The 22,822-nt window shown below is 67.3% G+C and carries 21 protein-coding genes; 6 read left to right on the forward strand and 15 right to left on the reverse strand.

Translation table 11 applies throughout. The annotated features are described in order from the left end of the window. Positions 1–2 precede the first annotated feature (2 nt). From CAFEL_RS00625 to CAFEL_RS00640, 4 genes are all read left to right on the forward strand, one after another. Entirely contained in the window at positions 3–2,171 is a 2,169-nt protein-coding gene (locus CAFEL_RS00625; RefSeq protein ID WP_194560030.1) for a DNA polymerase III subunit gamma and tau, read from the forward strand. Between the two features lie 39 nt (positions 2,172–2,210). Continuing rightward, positions 2,211–2,573, forward strand: coding sequence for a YbaB/EbfC family nucleoid-associated protein (locus CAFEL_RS00630; protein WP_194560031.1), 363 nt, complete (start codon positions 2,211–2,213; stop codon positions 2,571–2,573). Positions 2,574–2,636: 63 nt separating this feature from the next. Beyond that, positions 2,637–3,263, forward strand: a complete 627-nt coding sequence (recR, locus tag CAFEL_RS00635) for a recombination mediator RecR (protein WP_194560032.1) — start codon at positions 2,637–2,639, stop codon at positions 3,261–3,263. Between the two features lie 103 nt (positions 3,264–3,366). Continuing rightward, the gene (locus tag CAFEL_RS00640) at positions 3,367–4,458 is read left to right on the forward strand and encodes an HNH endonuclease signature motif containing protein (protein WP_194560033.1); all 1,092 of its coding nucleotides are present in this window, start codon (positions 3,367–3,369) and stop codon (positions 4,456–4,458) included. On the opposite strand, the gene CAFEL_RS00645 is transcribed toward CAFEL_RS00640, so the two are convergent. The 6 genes from CAFEL_RS00645 to CAFEL_RS00670 form a co-directional block, all read right to left on the reverse strand. Further along, the gene (locus tag CAFEL_RS00645) at positions 4,455–5,168 is read right to left on the reverse strand and encodes a type 1 glutamine amidotransferase (RefSeq protein ID WP_194560034.1); all 714 of its coding nucleotides are present in this window, start codon (positions 5,166–5,168) and stop codon (positions 4,455–4,457) included. The genes CAFEL_RS00640 and CAFEL_RS00645 overlap by 4 nt on opposite strands. Next, the gene (locus tag CAFEL_RS00650) at positions 5,161–6,459 is read right to left on the reverse strand and encodes a MurT ligase domain-containing protein (protein ID WP_194560035.1); all 1,299 of its coding nucleotides are present in this window, start codon (positions 6,457–6,459) and stop codon (positions 5,161–5,163) included. Before CAFEL_RS00650 ends, CAFEL_RS00645 begins: the two co-directional genes overlap by 8 nt. A gap of 10 nt (positions 6,460–6,469) precedes the next feature. Then, entirely contained in the window at positions 6,470–7,462 is a 993-nt protein-coding gene (locus CAFEL_RS00655; RefSeq protein ID WP_194560036.1) for an exonuclease domain-containing protein, read from the reverse strand. A gap of 14 nt (positions 7,463–7,476) precedes the next feature. Next, positions 7,477–8,721, reverse strand: a complete 1,245-nt coding sequence (locus CAFEL_RS00660; protein ID WP_194560181.1) for a hypothetical protein — start codon at positions 8,719–8,721, stop codon at positions 7,477–7,479. A 56-nt stretch (positions 8,722–8,777) separates the two neighbouring features. After that, complete coding sequence (gene leuA / locus CAFEL_RS00665; RefSeq protein ID WP_194560037.1) at positions 8,778–10,589, reverse strand: 2-isopropylmalate synthase; 1,812 nt, start codon at positions 10,587–10,589, stop codon at positions 8,778–8,780. A 182-nt stretch (positions 10,590–10,771) separates the two neighbouring features. Then, positions 10,772–11,623, reverse strand: coding sequence for a DMT family transporter (locus tag CAFEL_RS00670; protein WP_194560038.1), 852 nt, complete (start codon positions 11,621–11,623; stop codon positions 10,772–10,774). 90 nt (positions 11,624–11,713) lie between these two features. Here CAFEL_RS00670 and CAFEL_RS00675 point away from each other — a divergent pair, with 90 nt between their 5' ends. Together CAFEL_RS00675 and CAFEL_RS00680 are read left to right on the forward strand one after the other, a co-directional pair. After that, complete coding sequence (locus tag CAFEL_RS00675) at positions 11,714–12,979, forward strand: aspartate kinase (RefSeq protein ID WP_194560039.1); 1,266 nt, start codon at positions 11,714–11,716, stop codon at positions 12,977–12,979. Positions 12,980–12,990: 11 nt separating this feature from the next. After that, positions 12,991–14,016, forward strand: a complete 1,026-nt coding sequence (locus CAFEL_RS00680) for an aspartate-semialdehyde dehydrogenase (RefSeq protein WP_194560040.1) — start codon at positions 12,991–12,993, stop codon at positions 14,014–14,016. Positions 14,017–14,138: 122 nt separating this feature from the next. Here the strand turns inward: CAFEL_RS00680 and CAFEL_RS00685 are convergent, their stop codons facing one another. From CAFEL_RS00685 to CAFEL_RS00725, 9 genes are read right to left on the reverse strand one after another with little or no spacing between them, the layout of a single operon-like run. Further along, the gene (locus CAFEL_RS00685) at positions 14,139–15,656 is read right to left on the reverse strand and encodes a YkvI family membrane protein (protein WP_228496317.1); all 1,518 of its coding nucleotides are present in this window, start codon (positions 15,654–15,656) and stop codon (positions 14,139–14,141) included. Positions 15,657–15,681: 25 nt separating this feature from the next. Next, complete coding sequence (locus CAFEL_RS00690) at positions 15,682–16,239, reverse strand: YdhK family protein (protein WP_194560041.1); 558 nt, start codon at positions 16,237–16,239, stop codon at positions 15,682–15,684. A 24-nt stretch (positions 16,240–16,263) separates the two neighbouring features. Further along, on the reverse strand, positions 16,264–16,803 hold the full coding sequence (locus CAFEL_RS00695) for an RNA polymerase sigma factor (protein ID WP_194560042.1): 540 nt from the start codon (positions 16,801–16,803) through the stop codon (positions 16,264–16,266). A gap of 12 nt (positions 16,804–16,815) precedes the next feature. After that, positions 16,816–17,130, reverse strand: coding sequence for a Na+/H+ antiporter subunit G (locus tag CAFEL_RS00700; RefSeq protein ID WP_194560043.1), 315 nt, complete (start codon positions 17,128–17,130; stop codon positions 16,816–16,818). Between the two features lie 2 nt (positions 17,131–17,132). Continuing rightward, positions 17,133–17,399 (reverse strand): cation:proton antiporter, encoded by a 267-nt coding sequence (locus CAFEL_RS00705; protein ID WP_181890126.1) that lies wholly within the window; start codon positions 17,397–17,399, stop codon positions 17,133–17,135. Between the two features lie 3 nt (positions 17,400–17,402). Then, on the reverse strand, positions 17,403–17,840 hold the full coding sequence (locus CAFEL_RS00710; RefSeq protein ID WP_194560044.1) for a monovalent cation/H+ antiporter subunit E: 438 nt from the start codon (positions 17,838–17,840) through the stop codon (positions 17,403–17,405). Beyond that, positions 17,840–19,387: a monovalent cation/H+ antiporter subunit D family protein gene (locus tag CAFEL_RS00715; protein WP_194560045.1), complete on the reverse strand. Its 1,548-nt coding sequence runs from the start codon at positions 19,385–19,387 to the stop codon at positions 17,840–17,842. Before CAFEL_RS00715 ends, CAFEL_RS00710 begins: the two co-directional genes overlap by 1 nt. After that, positions 19,387–19,848 carry a sodium:proton antiporter gene (locus CAFEL_RS00720; RefSeq protein ID WP_194560046.1) on the reverse strand — a complete coding sequence of 154 codons (462 nt, stop codon included), beginning with the start codon at positions 19,846–19,848 and terminating at the stop codon, positions 19,387–19,389. The genes CAFEL_RS00715 and CAFEL_RS00720 overlap by 1 nt, the downstream gene beginning before the upstream one ends. 3 nt (positions 19,849–19,851) lie before the next feature. Then, positions 19,852–22,761, reverse strand: a complete 2,910-nt coding sequence (locus CAFEL_RS00725; RefSeq protein WP_194560047.1) for a DUF4040 family protein — start codon at positions 22,759–22,761, stop codon at positions 19,852–19,854. Positions 22,762–22,822 lie beyond the last annotated feature (61 nt).

A 22,822-nucleotide genomic window follows, 5' to 3' on the forward strand; every position in this document is an offset into this window, starting at 1 on the left:
GCGTGGCTCTGTACAGGAAATACCGCCCCGCAACGTTCGGCGAGGTCATCGGCCAAGAGCAGGTGACCCGCCCCCTTTCAACCGCCCTGGACAACGGGCGGATCTCGCACGCCTACCTCTTTTCCGGCCCGCGCGGCTGCGGAAAGACGTCCTCGGCGCGCATCCTGGCGCGATCCTTAAACTGCGTCGAGGGGCCCACCTCCACCCCCTGCGGCGTGTGCGAATCCTGCGTCGCGCTCGCGCCGGGCGGCAGCGGCAACCTGGACGTGATGGAGCTCGACGCCGCCTCCCACGGCGGCGTGGAGGACATGCGCGAACTGCGAGAGCGCGCCCTGTTCGCGCCGGCGGAATCGCGCTACCGCGTCTTCATCATCGACGAGGCCCACATGATCACGAAGGAGGGCAACAACGCCCTGCTGAAGATCGTGGAGGAGCCGCCCGCCCACCTGATCTTCATCTTCGCCACCACCGAGCCGGAGAAGATGCTGGGCACCATCCGCTCGCGCACCCACAACTACCCGTTCAGGCTGCTGGCGCCGCAGGCGATGCGCGAGCTGGTGCAGCACGTGGTGGAAGAAGAAGGCGTCCACGTCGACGAGAACGTCTACCCGCTGGTCATCCGCGCCGGAGGCGGCTCGCCGCGCGACACACTTTCGATCCTGGACCAGATGCTCTCCGGCGCCGGCGAGGACGGCCTGACCTACGAGCTGGCGCTGCCGCTGCTCGGGGTGACGGACCTGACGCTGCTCGACGCCGCCGTCGACGCTTTGGCGGACCGCGACGCGAGCGCGATGTACCGCACCATCGACCAGGTCATCGAGTCCGGCCACGAGCCCCGCCGCTTCGCCCTCGACCTGCTGGACCGCATGCGCGACCTGCTGCTCATCCGCACCGTCCCGGACGCCTTCGGGCAAGGGCTTGTCGACGCACCTTCGGACCGCGCCGACATCCTCACCCAAGAGGCCCACCAGTTTTCCCCGCAGCACCTGGCCCAGTTGGCGTCCGAGGTCAACGACCGCATCGCGAGCTTGCGCGGCGCCACCTCTCCGCGCCTGCTGCTGGAGATCATGGCCGCCCACCTGCTGACCCTGCAGCCGGCCGGCGGGGCCGAGCTGCCCCAGCCTGCGGCGTCTCCTGCGCCGTCTCAGCCTGCGACGCAGACCACGCAGCCGCAACAGGCACAGCAGCCGCAGCAACCCAGCCCCGCGCGTGCGGGCGGTGGCGCGGCCGCGGCGGCCGCCGCAGCTGCCGCGGCCGCGTCGAGGGGCCGCCAGCAGGAGCAGCAGGCCCCCGCACAGCCGGAGCAACCGGAGCAGCCGGCGCCGGACCCGCGCCCGCAGCCCGCCGAGCAGCCGCGGGAACAGCAGGCGCCCGACACCGACGAGCTGTTTGAGCGCATCGACAAGGATTGGACGCGGCTGCGCCAGTCCGTCGGCGAGCGCAACAAGGTCGCGGAGATCATGCTCACCGAGGCCACACCGCTCGGCTTCGACGGCGACGTGCTCGTGGTCGGCCACCACACCGGCGCGCTGGCCGAGCGCATCAACGCCGAGAAGAATAACGCCGACATCGCCACCGTGCTCTCCGAGAAGCTCGGGGCGAAGATGCAGGTGCGATGCGTTATCGGCACCGACCCGGCGACAGCGAACCTGCGCCGCCCCGCCAAGCGCGAGGTGTGGAACCCGGGCGCGGAGACCGGTGAGGGCTCGGACGGTGCGAGCGACTCTGACAGCTCGGACGGCTCAGATTCCGACGACCCCGCGCCCGCCCCGGCCGCAGGCTGGGACGCGCCCGCCCAGATCGGCGGGCCCGCACCGGCTCAGCAGCAGAAACAGCAGCAAGAACAGCAGCCGACACAGCAGGCACCGCAGGCATCAGCAGCGCAGTCGACCCCGCCGATGCCCGCCAAGCGCGAGGACGACTGGCGCACCGCCGCACTGGCCGCCAGCCAAAAGGCCGCCGAGAAAGCCAAGCGCGAACGCGACGAAATCCCGCCGCCGCCCGAGCCGTACAACTATGACGAGGAGGCGCCGCCGGAATACACCCGCGAGGACGAAGAACGCGACATGGCCGACCAGGCGCGCGACGAGGCAGGCACCGCCGACCGCCGCGACGCCACCGAAGTGGCGATGGACCTGCTCGCCGCCGAGCTCGGCGCGAAGCCGTTGTAGACTGGCGCGAGAACTATTAGTGAACGAAAGGGGACAACCATGACCCAGCCGCAAGATATGCAGGAACTCATCCGCCAGGCCGCCGAGGTGCAGGCCGCCCTCCAGCAGGCGCAGATGGAACTTCTGCAGACTGAGGTCACCGGCACCGCCGGCGGCGAACTCGTCACCGTCACCATGACCGGCGGCGCCGAGATCACCGACATCAAGATCAAGCCGGAGGCCGTCGACGCCGACGACATCGAGTCGCTGCAGGACCTCATCCTCGCCGCGTACCGCGACGCCCACAACCAGGCCGGCAAGCTCGCTGAAGAGAAGATCGCCCCGTTGACCGGCGGCGCGATGGGCGGCGGCCAGGCCCCGCAGGCAGGCCCGGGCGAGATCCCGTTCGGCGGCATCATCTAACTCCCGCTCCACCGCGTCCGGCCCCCTTGCGGTCGGGCGCGTTTTCTTTTGTGAAAGGACGCCGTGTTCGAAGGACCACTGCAGGACCTTATCGACGAGCTATCGCGCCTCCCCGGTGTCGGACCGAAGTCCGCGCAGCGGATCGCGTTTCACTTGTTGAAGGAGGAACCGGAGGACGTCGATAGGCTGCGCGCCGCATTGGCCGCCGTGCGCGACGGGGTGGCGTTCTGCCGCATCTGCAACAACGTCTCGCGCGAGGACGTATGCCGCATCTGCGCCGATTCGGGGCGCGACAAAGCGCTCGTGTGCGTGGTGGAAGACGCGAAAGACATCCAGGTCATCGAGCGCACCGGCGAATACTCCGGCCGCTACCACGTGCTTGGCGGGGCGCTGGACCCGCTGGCGAACGTCGGGCCGAAAGACCTCGCGATTGCGCCGCTTTTGCAGCGCATCGGCGGCGTCCTGCCGGACCTGGAGGGCGCCGAGGCGCCGGCGGTGAGCGAGGTCATCTTGGCCACCGACCCCGACACCGAGGGCGAGGCGACCGCGTCGTATCTCGTGCGCCTGCTCAAGGACTTCCCGGACCTGACCATTTCGCGGCTCGCTTCTGGCATGCCGTTGGGCGGGGACTTGGAGTTTGTCGACGAGCTCACGCTCTCCCGCGCACTGACCGGCAGACTGCAGCTTTAAGTGCCCTTTTTACTGCGGGAATGCCGGTTATCCACAGGGGTGGTGTTGTAAATTCCACAGGGCGGGTCGGGGTGGGGTTGCGTTGGGTTTAGGGTCTGTGGCCATGAACCCGTTCGAGGCATTCATCGAGGCGATGTCCGCAGTATCCATGGAGACACTGCGGCACTTCGACCTGCCCGTCGCCCTGGCTGCCGGCATGGCGCCGGAGCGGGCGCGTGCCTGGGATGAGATGCAGAACGTCTACTACGGGAAAACGAAATTCACCCGCAAGCAATCGGAAGCCGCGCAGAAAGCCCACGGGTTCTCACTCGACGAGCTCGGGCTGATCGAACGGCGCATCCGCGGTGTGAAGGATGCCGGTGAGCGGTGGCGGCTGCGGCTGGAACTGTTGGATGTCACCGGCGGGTACAACACCATCGAGCGCGCCGCCCGCGAGCTCATCCCCCGCGACGACACCACCCCGACAAAGAAACAGGTCGCGTTCTCGCAGCCGAGAAACGGACGCGCACGCATCACCATCGACACCACCGACCGCAACGCCGCAGACTTAGAACACCGCCTGCGCCAAGACATCGATGACACGCAGCCGGCCGCCGCCCAGATGGAGGAGGCGTTTTGGCGCATCGTCGAAGGCACCACCGGCGGAGTCGTCCCTGCGGCCCCCAGGCCGATTGTGATGGTGCCCATCACGGAGCACGCCCGCATTATGACCGGTGATGGCGACGACGTCATCCTCACACTGACCGACGGCACCATCATGACCGGTGCGGAGTACCTCCAGCAAGAGTTCGGCGAAGAGCTCGAGGTCGCAGCCTTCCACCCCGAGCACGGGGCGGTGAACCTCTACGACACCGAACGTTTCGCCAACCAGAAACAGCGCGACCTGGCGTGCATGGTCTCACCCGTGTGCGCGTTTCCGGGCTGCCGCCACGGCGCCTACGCTTCCGAGATCCACCACGTGACAGCGTGGAAACACGGCGGGCTGACCAACATCGACAACCTGGCGCCACTGTGCCGGTACCACAACCGGATCAACGACGATGACCCCTGGCGCAACACCAGCGGACGCATCACCATGATCCGCGGCGCGCCCTGGTGGGTCTCACCCCGCGGGTTCTACATCAAAAACACCGACCGCGGAGCACTCGACCAACTCTTCGGACCGGACATAACCCCGTCAGGCATGCCTGTTTAGCGCAGGCGTTCTTCGCGCAGCTTGGTCACCGCGTCGAGCTCAAGCGGCTCTAGCTCTGCGAGCGGGATGTCCAACGCGCGGGCGATGAGCAGGTCCGCCAGCTGCGGGTTGCGGGCCAGCGCCGGGCCGTGCATGTAGGTGGCGACCACGCTGCCTTGCACCACACCGTCGACCTTCGCATCGCCGTTGCCGACGCCGCGGGTCACGCGCCCCAACGCGGAGGCGTCCGGTCCGAGCACGGTTGCGCCCATGTGGTTTTCGAAGCCGGTCAACGGCTCGGAAAGCTCGGCGGTGACACCGGCTCGGGTGGGCTCGGAGGCGAGTTCGCCGGTGGCGCGGCGGGGAAGCGGGGCGGTGGTGACGTCGAGAAGCCCGACGCCCTCGGCCTCTTCGCCGTGCGCGCGGAACGTGTGGCCGAGCACCTGCAGGCCGGCGCACACTGCGAAGATCGGCCGGCCGTCGGCGGCCGCGGACTGCAGCCCCGGCGATGCGCTCAGACGCGCCGCGGCGAGCAGTTGGGCGGAGTCTTCGCCGCCGCCGAGGGTGTAGAGGTCGTAGGAGGGCGGGATGTCGTCGTGAAGCAAAATGCGCTCGATGGTCGCCTCGATGCCGCGGCGGCGCGCACGTTCGCGCAGGACAAGGGCGTTGCCGTCGTCGCCGTAGGTGCCCAACACGTCGGGCAGGACGAGGCCGATGGTGAGTTTAGGCACGGTAGTCCTCCTCCTTGGTCAGCGCGCGGCGCAGGTTGAGCAGCGCGGTGTAGTTGGCCAGCACCTCGACGCGCCCGGGCGGGCAGGCGCGGATGGCGGCGATCGCGTCGTGGATGGTGTCGTGGTCGATGCCGCCGTAGGTCAGGCGTACGGCGAGGTCGGTGGCGCGCTCGCCGGCGGCGACGACGTGGGTGTCGCCGAAGTCCTCGAATTTGACGTCCCAGAGCCAGGAGACGTCTTCGCCGTCGCCTTGTTGCGCGTTGACGGCGATGACCACGCCGTCGGCGTCGCGGTCGACCATGGACAGCGCCTCCTGCCAGCCGGCGGGGTTTTTGGCCAGCAGGAGGTGGACGTCGCGCTCGCCGAGGTGGACGGTGGTGTAGCGGCCGGCGACGTTGTCCACCTCGGCGGCGGCGTGCACGGCGGCGTCGAGGGGGACGCCGAACGCTTCGACGGCGGCGGCGATGGCTTGGGCGGCGTTGCCTCGGTTGGCGCGGCCGGGGAGTTTGAGCTCAAGCTTTGCGACGCCCTCCGGTCCCACCAACGTTTCCCCCTCGACCGCGTACTTGGGGGTGGGGCGGCGGAATTCGCGGCCGTCGGGCAGGGGGTCGACGGCGTACCAGTCGCTTTCGCCCGTGGCGTTGTCGTCGTGCGCGACGGAGGAGCGCACGATGTGGCCGCCGGAGCGGGGGTTGGTCACGGAGTCGCCGGTCCAGCCGGCGCCGGCGGAAACCCAGACGACGTTCGGGTGGTCGTAGGCGATGGAGGTGATCAAAACGTCGTCGCAGTTGGCGACGACGGTGGCCTCCGGGTGGGCCATGACCGCGTCGCGGAGGGCGCGTTCGATGGAGTTGATTTCGCCGACCCGGTCGAGCTGGTCGCGGGTGAGGTTGAGCAGCACGAACGCTGTCGGCTGCAATCGTTCGGCCACCTTGGGCACGTGCAGTTCGTCGCATTCTAAGACGATGGCGTCGGCGTCTTTGCCGGCGAGGAGGGCGGAGATGATGCCGGCGTCCATGTTGTCGCCGCCGTCGTTGGTGGCCACGTTGTGTTTGGTGCCGACGGCGCCGGCGAGCATGCGGGTGGTGGTGGATTTTCCGTTGGTGCCGGTGACCAGGACGGTGGGGCGGCCGCCGCCGAGGGAGACCATGATGTTCGGGTCGATCGCCGCGGCGACGAGGCCGCCGATCATGCCGCCGGCGCCGCGGCCGGTGGCGCGCGAGGCGGCCGTGGCCAGGTTGGCGGCGGTGGCGGCTACCGCAGTGCGGATGCGGGAGATGGGTCCTTGCATGCGGACAAGGCTACTCCGCGGATTCCATCTGGCCGACTAGCCGCGCGAATTCTTCCCCGGAGACGACGGGGATTTCTTTGCGGTGGGCGTGCATGGCTTTTCCGCGCAGCTCAGCGCCGTGCTCCATGGCGTCGGAGACGGCGACGGAGGTTTCGCGGGTGAGTTTTTCGCGGTAGGTCAGCCCTGCGCGCACGCCGGCGTCGATGAGGTCGTCGGGGTCGAGGGCGATGTCGTCGGAGACGACGAACTCCATGCCGCGCAGCAGCCCGCCTTTGCCGAGGCGCCCGGGGTTCGCGCTGACGGCGGGGGCTTTTTCCGCGTCCACGCGTATCGACGAGCGCTGCAACCCGAAAGTGTCCGGCGCCAGGTCCTCGGGGTTGAGCTCGACGAGCCCGCCGGGGGCGAGCTGGAGGTACATGGCCACCAGTTTCAGGGTTTGACCGCGTGAGAAGTCCGCTTCGGGCTCGCCGATGCGCTCGGTGGAGGCGGTCGGCGGGGTGGACGCTACGCCGACGAGGTTGGCCACGGCGTTGATGCGGGTGTCCACCGGGATGTGGCTCTGCCGGCGGGCGGTGGCGAGCAGGTCCACGATCGCGGTTGGCTTAGGGACGTGGCCGACACGCTGGCGGCGCCTATTGCCGCGGCCGCGGCGCGAACGGTTCGCCCGGGCCGCGGCGTTCATGGCGCGGCGCGCCTCGGAAACAATGTATCCCCAGGTGACGGGGGAGTCGTGGGTGACCAGCACGCGACCGTCGAGAAGCTTGTCCAGCGTGCGCAAGAAGCGGGAAAAGCGTGGGGCCTGGGCGAAGTCGTGCGGGGTCAGGCCGTGAGTGTGGGCGGGGCCGGGATCTGTGGCGGGGTTGACCACGGCGTGGAACTCCTCGCCCACGCGCCCGGCGGCGTCGAACGTGACCGCGTCGATGGTGAGCAGGCGCCCCGTCGACGGGTGAATCCCCGTGGCCTGTGTAAACAGTGCCACGTAGGGGTAGTCGTTCTCAGTCATCGTTCCAAGGTAGCTTACGGCTCGGCCACCTCGTACAGCGGCTGATCCAGCCTGGTGTTGGAGCGCACCTTCAGCCCGCCGATGGAGTATTCGTACTGCTCTTGCTGCGGGGCAGGCGCTGGCGCGGGAGCCGGCGCGGGGGCTGGCGCAGGCGCAGGTGCAGGCGCCGGGGCTGGCGCTGGCGCTGGCGCGGGGGCGGGTGCCTGCTGACGCGGCGCCGGTGCGGGTGCCGGGGCAGGTGCGGGCGCGCGCTGAACCGGGGCTTGCTGCGGCGGGGCAGGCGCTGGCTGCTGGACCTCCACCACCGGCTCCGGGGCCTTCTCCGGCAACGCGGTGCTGAACGGCGAGGTCGTCTCCGAAGGTTCGGTGGGCTCGGTTGGCTCCGTCGGCTCCGTTGGTTCAGTTGACTCGGTGGAGCTGCTCGGCTGCGAGACCTCCGTGGTTTCCCGGTAGGCCGAGGTGGAGTCGCGCTGCATGCTCGACGGTGAGCTCATCACCACGGCGCCGATGCCAACCAGCACGAGTGCCGCGACCGTCGCGGCAATCAGCGGGCCGCGGACCGTGCTCGGCTCGCGTGCGGCGTCCGCCGGGGACTCCTCGGTGTCCGCCGCCAGAGCCGCAGCTTCCGCGTCCACGGTGGCGAAGAAGTTCGTGCCCGGGTGCGTTACCTCCACCTCGCGCACGATCGGCGGAAGCGGGGAGATCGAGATGTCGTCGCCCTCGATCGGGCCTGCGATGACGGCCAGTGAGGTGCCGCCTGCCACCGAGGTGGTGTAGCCGCGCGCCACCGCGATAAGCCCGCGGTCCTCCAAACGCCGCAGCGTTGGGGTCAGCGCTTCGCCGGCGGCCGGGTCCAGCTCGCCGACGATGTCGCCGTCGACGCACAGCTCGATGTCGCCGGCGTCGTCGAAGCCCATCGACACGAGCACCTGCGCCGGTGCCTCCACCGGCAGCTGTTCGTGCAAATCTGCCACGTAGCGCCCGCCGGCGGGCAGCAGCGCCCATGGCTCGCGTGGCGGTGTGTTCACTGGCAGCACCTGGCCCGCTGGCGGCAGCGCAACCGCACCGCCGTCGGCGGCCACCACCGGGGTCACGCCAGCCGCGGCCAGTTGGGCCAGCTCCGCGTCCTCCACCGAGCCGACGACCTCACCGTCCACCACTACGTCGAGGTCCGGGGTGAGGGTGGCCGAAGGGGCGTCGATAGGCAAATGCTCCACGGGGAGGCGACGGGTGCCCGCAGGCACCTCGTACATAGCCATCACGCAACCTCCCGCTGAAATGTGTGGTCAAGTCAAGCAAGTATAGCGCGCCGCCGCTAGTTCGCGGCAGTCGAGCGGTTGACCGCCGAGACGATCGCCTCCAGCGACGCGCGCGTGGTCGACCCGGCGATACCCACACCCCAGGCGGAGGTGCCGTCGACGTCCGCGTGGATGTAGCAGACCGCGTCCGCGTCGTCGCCGGCCGTGCGGGCGCGCTGCGAGTAGTCCTGCACCTCGAAGTCGATGCCGACCTGCTCCAGCGCGTTCGCGAACGCCGCGATCGGGCCGTTGCCGGTGCCCGCGACCTCGCGGGACGCACCCTCGTAGACCACCGTCGCCGCGACGCGGGTGTCCTGGCCTTCCTCCTCGGCGGCGTCGATGCGGTAGTGCGCCAGCTCCAACGGCGAATCCAGGTCCAGGTAGGTGGTGGCGAAGACGTCCCACATGTTCTTCGAGTTGACCTCGCCGCCCTCCGAGTCGGTGATGTTTTGCACGATGGCGGAAAACTCCGGCTGCATGGCGCGCGGCATGTTGATGCCGTGGTCCGTCTTCATGATGTAGGCCACCCCGCCCTTGCCGGACTGCGAGTTCACGCGGATCACGGCCTCGTAGGTGCGGCCGACGTCCTTCGGGTCGATGGGCAGGTACGGCACCTCCCAGGTGGTTTCGCGCAGCTCTTCCCAGGTGACGTCGGAGCTTGTTGCTTCTGGACGCACATTCTGTGCCAGCGCATCCAGCCCCTTATTAATCGCGTCTTGGTGGGAGCCGGAGAACGCGGTGAAGACCAGGTCGCCGCCGTAGGGGTGGCGCTCCGGCACGCGCAGCTGGTTGCAGTACTCGACGACTTCGCGGATGCGGGTGATGTCGGAGAAGTCGATTTGCGGGTCCACGCCCTGGGTGAGCATGTTCAACCCCAGGGTGACCAGGTCGACGTTGCCGGTGCGCTCGCCGTTGCCGAACAGGCAGCCCTCGATGCGGTCGCCGCCGGCCAGGTAACCCAGCTCGGCTGCAGCGACGCCGGTGCCGCGGTCGTTGTGCGGGTGCAGGGAGATGATGATGGACTCGCGGTTGTTCAAGTTGCGGTGCATCCACTCGATGGAGTCGGCGTAGACGTTGGGGGTGATCATCTCCACCGTGGACGGCAGGTTGATGATCATCGGGTTCTCCGGCGTCGGCGCCATGACGTCCACGACCGCGTCGCAGACTTCCTTGGCAAACTCCAGCTCGGTGCCCGTGAAGGACTCGGGCGAGTACTCCCAGCGCCAGTTGGTGTCTGGGTAGTCGGCGGCGATGGTCTTGATCAGCTCCGCGGCGTCGGTGGCCAGCTTCTTAATCGCGTCGCGGTCCTTGCGGAAGACCACGCGGCGCTGCAGCTTCGAGGTGGAGTTGTAGAAGTGCACGATGACGTTCTTCGCGCCGGCGCAGGCCTCGAAGGTGCGGCGGATCAGGTGTTCGCGCGCCTGCACGAGGACCTGGATGGTCACGTCGTCGGGGATCATGTCCTTTTCAATGATCTCGCGCACGAAGTCGAAGTCCGTCTGGGAAGCGGACGGGAAGCCCACCTCGATCTCTTTGAAGCCCATCTCCACCAGCAGGTTGAACATGCGGCGTTTGCGTTCGGGGCTCATCGGGTCGATCAGCGCCTGGTTGCCGTCGCGCAGGTCCACGGCGCACCACTGCGGCGCGCTGGTGATTTTCTTGTCGGGCCAGGTGCGGTCCGGCAGCTGGATGTCTTCGACCTCTTCGGCGAAGGTGAGGTAGCGCTCTACCGGCATCTGGGAGCCGCGCTGCTTGTTCCACGCGGGCTGGCCGTCGTTGCGCGGGCCGGAAGGGGTTTGGATCTCGCGGGGTGCGAAAAAGTCGGTCATTGGAGCTCTCCTTTGTCGGGGGTGTGTGTTCCACGGCCGGCCAACAGAAACTCCGCGACGGGGTGCCGGCCGTGTTATCTGGCCTGATTCCCGCCGCGGCGTAGAAGGAGAAGCGCCCTGTGCGACATGTGGCACACCTTACATCAGGCGGGCGGTGTCGTGCGGGATTTATATCCACCAAGTCATCGGACGGACACGCGAGTCAGTATCGCGGCGGAGGTGAGCATTACGCCTATCGACGTCCCAACGGCCGCCCACCCGGCAGCCGAATCAACGCGGAAGGATTCGCCGAGCAAAAACACGCCCAGGGAAAACGCGACGAGCGGCTCGATGATCTTCGACGCCGGAAGCGAGGTGGCCAGGTTGCCCGCGGCGAACGCGTACTGCTGCACGACCGTGCCGGCCGTGGCCGCGAGCAGCATGGCCCACAGCTGCCACGTGGCCAGCAGGCCGGGCACGCCGCCGTCGACGAAGCCATCGACCGCCACTTTGGAAAACACGGCCTGGTAGCCGTACATGGCGCCGCAGGCGGAGCCGAAGATGAGGGCTTTGGAGGCCGGAGGGCGTCGAGAAGCAATGGCGTACGAGGCCGCGATGATCGCGACCGCGGTGCCCACGACGATCCCCCACTCCCAGGCGGCCGGGTCGCGCTCGCCGGGCAGCGGGCGGCCGAGCACAACCACTCCGCCCACGGAAGCGGTGAGGAGCACCGCCCAAAACGCCTCCGAGGTGTGCATGTGGCGCTTGTCCGCCCACGCCGAAAACAGCAGCGTGAGCATCAGCGACAGCGCGAGGATCGGCTGCACCACCAGCAGCGAGCCGAACGCCAGCGCCGCCGCCTGGAAGCCGTACGCCACAAACGCAATGCCCATCGACGCCCACCACGCCGGCCGCTTCAGCGACTGCAACGGCGAGTCGTTGTTCTCGCCCTCGGGGGTGCCCGCGCGCATGATGCGGTGGCGCCACACGGTCCCCGCCGCCATGGTCGCGGCCGAGATCAGCGCGAACGCGACGGCGAGAAAATTGTTGTGCACGGTGAATGATATTAACTCGGGTGGCTGAAACGGCAGTTTTGGGACGCTATTCTTGAACGCTGGAATGCACCCAGATCCGCGGAGGTACGAATGGCACTGATCGTTCAGAAATACGGGGGCTCCTCCCTGGAAAGCGCGGAGCGGATCAAGGCCGTCGCCCAGCGGATCGTGGACACGCGCCGCGCCGGCAACGACGTCGTGGTGGTCTGCTCCGCCATGGGCGACACCACCGACGAACTGCTCGACCTCGCAGCCGAAGTCAACCCCACCCCGCCCGCGCGCGAAATGGACATGCTGCTCACCGCCGGCGAGCGCATCTCCAACTCGCTGGTGGCCATGGCGGTGCACGCGCTGGGGGAGAAGGTGCAGTCGTTCACCGGCTCCCAGGCCGGCGTGATCACCACCGAACGCCACGGCAACGCCCGCATTCTGGAAGTCACCCCGGGGCGTGTGCAGGAGGCAGTCGACGAAGGCAAGATCGCCATCGTCGCCGGCTTCCAGGGCGTCAACCGCGAAACCAAAGACGTGACCACCCTCGGCCGCGGCGGCTCCGACACCACCGCCGTGGCCCTAGCCGCGGCGATGGGCGCCGACGAATGCGAGATCTACTCCGACGTCGACGGCGTCTACACCGCGGACCCGCGCATCGTGCCGGACGCACGCAAGCTGGACAAGATCTGTTTCGAGGAGATGCTCGAGCTTGCCGCATCCGGGTCGAAGATCCTGGTGTTGCGCAGCGTGGAGTACGCCCGCGCATTCAACGTGCCCATGCGGGTGCGCTCGTCTTACAGCACAGATACCGGCACCCTGGTCGCCGGAGCATTGGAGGATATCCCCATGGAAGAAGCAGTACTTTCCGGCGTAGCCACCGACGACTCGGAGGCCAAGATCACCATCCTGGGCATCAAAGACGAGGTCGGCGAGGCCGCCAAGGTCTTCCGCGAACTCGCCGACGGCGAAGTCAACATCGACATGGTGATCCAGAACATCTCCAACTCGCACGACAACAAGACCGACATCACCTTCACCCTGCCCAAGGCCGACGGCGCACGCACCATGGAGAAACTGCGCGTCCTGCAGGCCACCGAGGGCTGGGAGGATTTGAGCTACGACGACCAGATCGGCAAGGTCTCCCTCGTCGGAGCCGGCATGAAGTCCCACCCGGGGGTCACCGCCGACTTCTGCGACGCGCTGCGCGACGCCGGCATCAACATCGAGATGATCACCACCTCCGAAATCCGCATCACCGCCGTGGTGCGCCAGGCGGACGTGGCTGAGGCCGCGCGCGCGATCCACACCAAGTTCGACCTCGGCGGCGACGAGCCGGCCGTGGTCTACGCAGGCACCGGACGTTAGAAGGAGTTTCAATGACCACCCTTGCAGTCGTCGGCGCCACCGGCCAGGTCGGCCGCGTGATGCGCGACATCCTCACCGAGCGCAACTTCCCCGCTGACAAGGTCCGCTTCTTCGCCTCTCCGCGCTCCGCGGGCACACAGCTCGAGTTCCGCGGCGAGCAGATCACCGTCGAAGACCTGACCCAGGTCACCGAGGAATCTGTCGCCGACGTCGACATCGCGTTGTTCTCCGCCGGCGGGTCCACCTCGCGCGAGTGGGCGCCGGTGTTCGCCGCCGCGGGCGCGACCGTGGTGGACAACTCCTCGGCGTGGCGCAAGGACGACGAGGTCCCGCTGATCGTCTCCGAGGTCAACCCGGAGGCCGCGCGCGAGCTGCCCAAGGGCATCATCGCCAACCCGAACTGCACCACCATGGCGGCGATGCCGGTGCTCAAGCCGCTTCATAACGCCTTCGGTCTCACCACCCTCCGCGTCGCCTCCTACCAGGCTGTCTCCGGCTCGGGGTTGGCCGGCGTGGAAGCGCTGGCCACCCAGGTCGAGGCGTTGGGGGATCCGCGTGGGTTGGTCCGGGAGGACGTCGAAAAGCCAAGCGATCTTGGGCCGTACGTGGAGCCCATCGCGTTCAACGCGCTGCCGTTTGCGGGCTCGCTTGTCGACGATGGCTCCGCCGAAACCGACGAAGAGCAGAAATTGCGCAACGAATCGCGCAAGATCCTGGGTATCCCGGAGCTGAAGGTGGCGGGCACGTGCGTGCGCGTGCCGGTGTTCACCGGCCACACGATGGTCGTGCACGCCGAGTTCGAGCAGGCCGTCACCCCGCAGCAGGCGGAGGAGACCCTGGCGGGCGCACCGGGCGTGAAAGTGGTGGACGTGCCGACGCCGCGCGCCGCCACCGGCATCGACGAGTCCCTGGTGGGCCGCATCCGCCAGGACCAGACCGTCGACGGCGGCCGCGGGCTCGTGCTCGTCGTCGCCGGCGATAACCTGCGCAAGGGCGCGGCGCTGAACACCATCCAAATCGCCGAGCTTCTGGTGTAGCCCGGCGGCGCTGCGCGGTGGCGCTGACAAATCCCGCCGCCCGTTTGCACCGACCAGGCACGATAAAGCCCCACTGACAGATTCCGCCGGGGAACGTCAGTGGGGCTTCGGCGTTGAAAACGCTACAGCTTTGTGGAGCCGGTGTCCTTCGCGGAAACAGCGGTGGAGCCGCCGGTTTCCTCGGCAGCGTCTTCCTCCTCCTCGTTGGCGTCGCCGCCCAGGCTGTTGTCCGGTCCGGCTGCGGCCTCTTCGGCCTCTTCTGCGGCGATCATGTCGTCGACGGTGTGGTCGTTCCACGGCTCGTCGGGGTTGGCCGCGTACTCGTCGGCGGAGACGGGGTCGGTGTAGGAGACGTAGACGACGTCGGAGGGGTTCTCGCGGTCTTCTTCCTCGAACTCGCTCTCCTCGTCGTCGAGCAGTTCCTGCGCGACTTCCTCTTCGAGGGCCTCGACGAGCTCCTCTTCGTCCACGTTCGACTTGGCGGTGAGGTACTCCAGCTCGCGCGCGTCGTTTTTGGTGAAGCGCTCGGCCGGGTCCATCTTCTTGCGGGTCAGCTCAAGCGCGCGGCGGCGGCGGTCGCCTTCCTTGCGCAGCTTGGGGATGCCGCGGATCCACGCGATCGTCATCACCACGATGAGCAGCAGACCGAGGTAGCCCAGGATCGGGTAGACGGTGGAGACGAGCTGCTGGAAGCCCACGAACGACAGCACGAAGCCGATCAGGCAGGCGGAGATGAAAATGACGCGGAACTTGTCTTCGCGGCCGCGGGAGAGGCGCTTGCCCAGGGCGAAGAACATGCCCAGGCAGGTGGCGAAAATCATGCCGAAGATGACCAGGGACATGATCAGGCCCATGGTGGGGTTGATGTCCGCAATCAGGGTCAGCAGCGGCATGTCCTGGCCGGAGACGGTGTCGATCTTCACCAGCAGCGCCATGGCCAGCAGCATGAGCATGACTAGGTAGCCGATGCCGCCGAAGAGTCCGCCGAGGCCGGCTGCGCGGGTGTCCAGCTGGTTACCGCCGATGACCAGCGCCATGGACACCACGCACATGACGTTCAGGCCGGTGTAGTTCAGTGCGGAGATCCACCAGTTGGGCAGGGAGGAGTCCACCTGCGCGGCTGCGGCGTTGAGCGCGTCCCAGTCCGGGTGGGCGTTGATCAGGGTCCAGCCGCAGCCGAAGATGACAAAGATCAGCAGAAACGGGGTGAGTGCGCCGATGGCGCCGGTGACTTTGTCCACGTCGAGCATGCCGAATCCGATGGTGGCGGCGAGCATGAGCACCGCGCCGATCCACACGGGGATGCCGAACTGCTGGTTCAGGTTGGCGCCGGCGCCGGCGAACATGACAAACCCGATGGAGAACAGGGTGACGATGGTGGCGATGTCCAGGATCCAGCCCATCACCTTCGAGGAGATTGAGCCGAGGACTTCCATGTGCTCTTTGGCTTGAAAGAACGAGCCGAGCTGGAGAATGGTCACACCGGCGATGAGCATGAGCACCGAGCCCAGGACTGCGCCCCAGAGGCCTTGGGTGCCGAAGGCGGAGAAGTACAGCATCGCTTCCTGTCCGGATGCGAAGCCTGCGCCGACGACGGTGCCGATGAAGGCGAATGAAATTAGTAGTGCGTTCTTCAACATAGTGTGATCAGTCTATTCAAAGGTTCTACTTGGGCTGGATTTCGCTTTCGACGACCCACTTGTGCCGCTTCATGGTCATTTCCGGCGAATCGATGTCCACCATGTAAACCGTCTCGTCGGTGGCGGAGTCGATGGTCGTTTCCGCGCCCTGCATGCCGGACATGTGCTCGGCGGTGATCGTGGCCGTGTCGCCCGCGCCAAGCTTCTCGCTGCCAACACCGTCGAGCTCTTCCTGCACGACCCACTTGTGGTTGGTCACCGGGTCGCCGCCGTCCGTGGGGGTGTAGGACACGGCGTAGGCGGTGGTGTCGAAGGCGCCGGAGATGGTTGCGGTGGCGCCGTCCATGCCGGGCATGTGGTCGGCGGTGAGCGTGACTTCGGTGCCCACGGGGTAGGTCGGGTCGGCCGCCTCGGCGATGCCGGCCGGGGCAGGCCCGCCGTCCGCCGGGTGGTCGTGCCCACCGTGCCCACCGTGGTCAGCGTGCTCTGCGGGGGCGTCGTCGCTTTCCGACGCACACCCAGCCACCGACAGAGCCGTCACCGCCGCAAGGGTGGTCAGTGCAATTGATCGAGAGATACGCATGCCTTCAACCCTAGCTCTACCCGCCTAGTTACTCCCGGCAACCAGATCCCTGCGTGCCCGCGCGACGCGGGATCTAATGGTGCCGACGCGCACGCCCGCGATGCGGGCCGCTTCTTCGTAGGTGTAGCCCATCACCTGCGTCAGGACTAGGGCTTCGCGGCGTTCGGGCGGCAGCTCGTCGAGAAGCGAGCGTGCGTCGATGACGTCGCCCCAGGTGTTGGGGTTGTCGGGGCTGGGGTTGGCGGCGGCGACGTCTTCGTACTCGGCCGCGGATTTGCGGGGCCGGGCCATGTCGTGGCGCACGGAGTCCACCCAGGCGCGGCGCGCGAGCGACAGGATCCAGGTGCGGGCGGTAGAGCGGGCCTGGAAGCGCGGCAGGGAGCCGAGCACTCGCAGGTAGGTCTCTTGGGTGAGGTCGTCGGCGTGTTGGGGCCCGGCGAGGTGGGCGAGCAGACGCCACACGTCGTTTTGGGTGAGCCGGATGAATTCGGTGAGCGCGTGCTTGTCGCCACGGCCGGCGCGCAGTGCCAGGTCCGTGACGTACGCGTCGTCGCTAGTGCTCACAAGCCAATTACATTAGTTCTTTTTGTCGGAGACAGTGACGCCGTACAGGGAGCGGCCCATGATGAACGACGCCACGGAGCCGACGATCCACACCGCGGCGATGGCCAGCACGGCGCGGATGAAGTCGTTGAGGTCGAAGCCGGTGGTGGTCCAGGAGTGGATGAGTTTGGACACGATGAGGATGGGAAAGGCCACGACCACCAGGGGGCCGAGCAGGTTCACGCGCGTCAGGGCATCGGGGGCGCGCAGCTGCAGGATGGTGGTGGCGACGACGCAGATGGTGGCGACGATGACGAGGGCGGCGACGATGATTTCGGCGATGGTCATGTTTAGCGGCGTCCTCTCGAGATGATGCGGGCCATGGAGATCGTCGGGATCACGCCGCACACCAGGCCGGCGAGCAGCGGGATTTCGTAGGCGATGGCGGACGAGTTGAACAGCGTCCACACGAGGAAGATCGCGATCATAGAGTAGAAGATCACGTCTGCCATCACGGCGCGGGAGAGCTCGTCTTTGGTCAGGATCACGGCGCCGAGCGCGATAAGCAGGCTGACCGCCATGATGATCAGGCAGATCTGCATGATTGTGGTGAACATGGGCTACACCATCCTTTCGGCCGGCGGCACGTGGTCGCCGTCGGGGTCTGGGCCGTGGTCAACGTAGGGTTCCCAGGCGACGGTTTTCGGGTCGATGGGGCTTTTGCTTAGCGACGGCCGAAGGTGCTCCTCCATATCCGCCAACCCCGCAATGACATCTTCCGGGTCTGAACCGAACGCGGCCTGCACCAGCAGGGTGATCGGACCGTCTTCGTCGACCGGGTGGCGCAGCCCCATGGACAGGGTGCCCGGGGTTGCGGTGATGGAGGTGGAAAACCAGAACACGTCCCAGTCGGTGTTTATGCGCAGTGGATAGTAGATGACGATGGGGTCGAACTTCGTGGCGGGGTTGAACGCTTTGGCGACGGCGTCGAAGCCTGCCACGAAGATCTCTTTGGCAATCCAGATGGCGTATTTCACGCCGTGGAAGAAGCCTCGCATTAGTTCTCGCCTCCATTGGTTTGGGCGCCGAAGGTGTCGCCGGGTGCGGGGACGCCGATGGGGTCGTCGCCGAGCACGGCGGTGGTGTAGGCGTCAACGTCGAGCAGGTCGTCGACGGCGTTAGTGGTGATGTCCCACATTTGGCCGGCGAAGATGAACATGCACAGCGACATGACCATCAGTACTGCGGACGGCAGCATGAAGCTCGCGCGGACGTTGAGCGCCTCGGGGTAGTTCTGCATCGGCCGGCCCCAGAACACGCGCTGCCACAGGCGCATCATGGACAGCAGCGCGCCGAAGGAGGCGATGATGATGGCGGTGATGGCCACCCAGGAGCGCCAGTCCCCGGCGGAGGCGGCTGCCAGCACAACGGTGACCTTGCCGAAGATGCCGGAAAACGGCGGGAAGCCCACGATGGAAAACGCGCCGGCGACGAACACGGCGGACGTCCACGGGTCGCGCCGGGCGATGCCGGAGAGTTTCGCCATGGTGCCGGTGCCGTAGGTTTCCTCGATCGCGCCGGAGTTCAGCACGAGTGCGGCGATGGTGATCATGTGGTGCAGGGTGTAGAGCAGGCCGGCGGCGAGGGCGTAGCGTGCGTCGTCGTTAGTAAAGGCCAGCATGATCAGGATGAACGGCATGCCGTTGACCATCTGGTAGGCCAGCACGCGGCGCATGGTGGCCTCGGTCAGGCCGGCGAAGCCGCCGATAATCATGGAGATGACCATGACCACGATGAGCAGCGTGTTCCAGCGCGGGTCCATGTCGAACATGATCACCCAGATGCGGAAGAGCATGTACACGGCCACCTTGGTGTGCAGGCCGGAGAACAGGCCCATCACGGCCGCGGAGGTGGACGGGTAGGTGCGCGGCAGCCAGGTGTAGACGGGGAACACGCCGGCTTTCGCGGCGATGGCGATGACGACGATGCCGGTGGCCACCGTCGCCGGGCCGCCGCCCGCGGCCACGCCCTGCAGCGACGCCAGGTTCACGGCGCCGGTGACGGCGTAGAGGTAGCCCACGCCGAGCACCAGCATTGTCGACGCCGCCAGGTTGACCAGCACGAACATGCGCGCGGACAACAGGCGGTGGCGGGTGCCCGTCATGGCGATCAGGCCGTAGGACGGCAGCAGGCACACCTCGATCATGACGAAGAAGTTGAACAGGTCGGCTGTGAGTAGCGCGCCGGAGACGCCGGTGACCAGCACGAGCGAGAGCGGCACGTAGAACCGGGACTGGGTTTCGCCGACGACGATGGCGAACCAGTTGGACATCAGCGCCACGATCATGGTGGTCACGATCATCACGGCGGAGAATGTGTCGGCGGCGAAGGAGATGCCCACGCCGCCCTGGTACAGGCCGATGACGTGGCTGATCGTGCCGTGGTCGCGGGTGTAGCCGTAGAGCCACACGCCGAGGCCTAGGTTGATGGCGGGGATGAGGATCGCCAGAGCGTCGTTGAGCCACTTCCAGGGGCTGAGCGCCGTGACCGCGGAGACGATCAGCGGCAGCGCGACAAATACGGGCAGGATTGCGTCTACGGCCATTAGTCGGTCACCCTCAGGCTTTCGTTGTCAACGTGGCTGATCTCGCGTGCGCGGATCTCCTCCAGCTTCTTCTGGTTCAGCCGGGCGTTGCGGCCGGCGGTGGACAGGGCCGACGGGCTCAGCCGCATCTTGGAGTAGCCGGCGTCGGTGCCGGTGGGCTGCTCCGCGGTGTCGTCGTTACGCCCCAGCGCGGAGAGCATGAGCAGGATCGTGGTGGTGGCCATCGCGATCACGATGGCGGTGAGCACGAACGCCTGGGGCAGGGGGTCGCCCATGTCCTCGAAGGCCACACGCGAAGGGAAGGCTTCCCCGCGCCACGCGCCGACGCCTGCTGCGAGCAGGGTGAGGTTGGTGGCGTGGCCGAACAGGGAAATGCCGAAGATCACCCGCACGAGGCCGCGCTGCAGAACCAGGTACACGGATCCTGCGACCAGGACTGCGATGGTAAGTGCCATGACCATGGGTTAGTGCTCCTTCGTGGTAACCGGTCGCGGGTCGTGCGCCGGGTTGATCGGCTCCGGGTGCGCGTCCACGGGGTTTTCGGGTGCGAGCGGGGCCGGGATGCTCGGCAGCGGGTTGCCCTCCTCGTCGCGCGAGTAGTCCAGGTCCGACAGGTCCATGCCGGGGCGCAGGTAGCCGCCGAGCGCGTTGATCGCGGCGGTGACCATGCCGAGCACGGCGAGGTAGATGCCGAAATCGAAGATCAGCGAGGTGGTCATGTGCTCGCCGGCGATCTCGCCGTGGATGGCGTACATGAACCCGCCCTCGATGAAGCCGAGGAAGCCGGAGGCGATGGCGATGATGATGCCCCAGCCGGTCAGGCGGATCGGGGTGAAGTTTTGCACCACGTCCGCGTCCGCGCCGCGCGACAGGTAGTTGATGGCGAACGCCGTGGCCATCACAAGCGCGGCGACGAAGCCGCCGCCGGGGGCGGTGTGGCCGCGGAAGAAGATCAGCACGGACAGCACCACCAGCACCGGCGCCACCAGGGCTGCGGCCTTGCGCAGCGGGATGGAGTTGAGCTGGGACTGGCCGAACGGGCGCGGGCGGGTGCCGGCCTCGAACAGGTGGCGCGGCATGGAGCTGACCACCGCGGCGATGACCACGGCAGCCATGCCCAGCACCGACAGCTCGCCCAACGTATCGAAGCCACGGAACTCGACGATGATCACGGCGACGATGTTGTCGGCGCCGGTGACGTCGCCGCCTTCGGTGAGGTACCACTCGGCCAGTTCGGAGCGGCCGCGACGGCCGGTCAGGCCGTAGACGCCGAAGAAGGTGACCACGCCTGCGAGTAGGGCGAATGCGCCGGCAAACGCCTTGCGGCGCGGCTTCGTCTCCGGGAACATACGCGGCTGGTAGCGAAGCACCACCAGGATGACCACCACGGTCAGCGACTCGACCAGGAACTGCGTCATGGCCACGTCCGGAGCGCCCAGCAGGAACATCTGCAGAGTCATGCCCACACCGACGGTGCCGAGCAGCACGGCGGAGGCGAGGCGGGAGCGGGTGAACACCATGCCCAGCACGGACATCGCGATGATGGCGAACGGGATGAGGTCCCACCACACGTCCAGGCCTTCGGCGCGCGGGGCCGGGGTGACGCCGTCGATGCCGTCGGTCAGGCCGATCACGCACAGGCCCATCGCGGTGACGGACGCCAGCAGCGGGAAGAGGTGGCGCGACGGGTTGAAGCCGTCGGCCAGCGAGCCGAGCTGCTTGCCCAGGTTGGACAGGCTGCGGGTGAGCCAGGCCAGCACCTCGGTTCCGTCTGCGGGCAGAAGGTCCTTGTTCTCCAGTGCGGCGAAGACGCGCTTGCGGAAGAACACCACGAACACCACGCCGGCGACCAGCACTGCCACAGACACCAAAAATGGCGGGGTCACGCCGTGCCAGAGTGCGAGGTGGGTGGCGAAGCTGTCGTCGCCCGTCACGGCGCGCACGCCTGCGGAGACGGGGTTGTCCACCCAGAACAGCACAAACGGCAGGACCGCGGAGGTCAGACCCGGCAGTGCGGCGGGCAGCCAGAGGGCGGTGGGGGCTTCGTGGACGTCGGGGAGGTCCTTTGGTCCGTCGATAAATGCGCCGAAGACGATCTTCGCGGAGTAGACGAAGGTGAGGAACGCGGCGATGCCGGCCACCGTGAGCAGGAGCGCCCCGTAGGAGGATTCGTGGAAGGCGTCCAGGATGGATTCCTTGGACACGAAGCCGAACAGCGGCGGGATCGCGGCCATGGATGCGGCGGCGACGACGGTGGAGGCGAACGTGAATGGCATCTTGTTGTAGATCGGGCCTAGGCGGCGCATGTCGCGCGAGCCGGCCTCGTGGTCCACCACGCCGATGAGCATGAACAGGGAGGACTTGAACAGCGCGTGCGCCAGCGTGTGCGTCAACGCCGCGGCCAGGGCGACCGGGGTGCCGATGCCGATGGCGGCCACGATCCAGCCCAGGTGGGACACGGTGGAGTACGCCGTGAGGTGCTTCAGGTCCGTCTTAGTGATGGCGAACAGCGCGGACATCAGCGCGGTGAACAGGCCGGCGGTGACAAGCAGGTAGTTCCACGCGGCGACGTCCGAGAAGATGGTGGAAAAACGCACCAGCAGGTAGACGCCGGCTTTGACCACGGCCGCGGCGTGCAGGAACGCGGAGACCGGGGTGGCAGCGGCCATGGCCTCGGGCAGCCAGAAGTGGAAGGGGAACTGCGCTGCCTTGGTAAACGCGGAAAACGCGATGAGCAGCGCGACTACGACGGTGACGCGGTTGTCGCCCCAGATGTCGGCAGCGAGGATGTCCTGCAGGCGCGTCGTGCCGGTCTGCGCGGAGGCCACAGCCAGGCCAGCCAGCAGCGTCAGGCCGCCGAAGAAGGTGAGGATCAGGGTGCGGTAAGACCCGGCCTCACCGGAGGAGCCGGAGCGTGCGATGAGCAGGAACGACGCGATGGAGACGAGCTCCCAGGCGATGAACAGCAGCACGGCGTCGTCCGCAAGCACGAGCAGCAGCACCGACAGAGTAAACGCCGTCATGATGGTGTAGAAGCTGGTGTTGCCGTCGCGTTCGGGCAGGTACGCGGCGGAGTACAAAAAGACCACGCCGCCGATGACCAGCGCCAGCAGCGCGAAGAAGATGCCCAGCCCGTCCGCGCGCAGCGCGAAGTCCACGGAGGTGCCCGTGCCCATCACGTCGCGCGCCCACTCCTTGGACCATTGAAGGTCCGTGCCGCGGGAGACTTCTGTGAACTTGGAGCCCAGCACGGCCGCGGCGGCGAAGAGTATCGCCGCGAGCGGGTACCCGGCCTTCTTGTCCATGACTCGCACGAGGATCGGTGAGAGCACCACCGTCGCTGCGACGAGCCCGATGACAAGGGGAAGTGTCATGGTGAACCCATTTCATTCCATGGTTTTGGCAAGAACCCTTACGACAGTATCAAGGCCGCCG

It is taken from the genome of Corynebacterium afermentans subsp. lipophilum (genome assembly GCF_030408375.1).
Taxonomy (GTDB): Bacteria; Actinomycetota; Actinomycetes; order Mycobacteriales; family Mycobacteriaceae; genus Corynebacterium; species Corynebacterium lipophilum.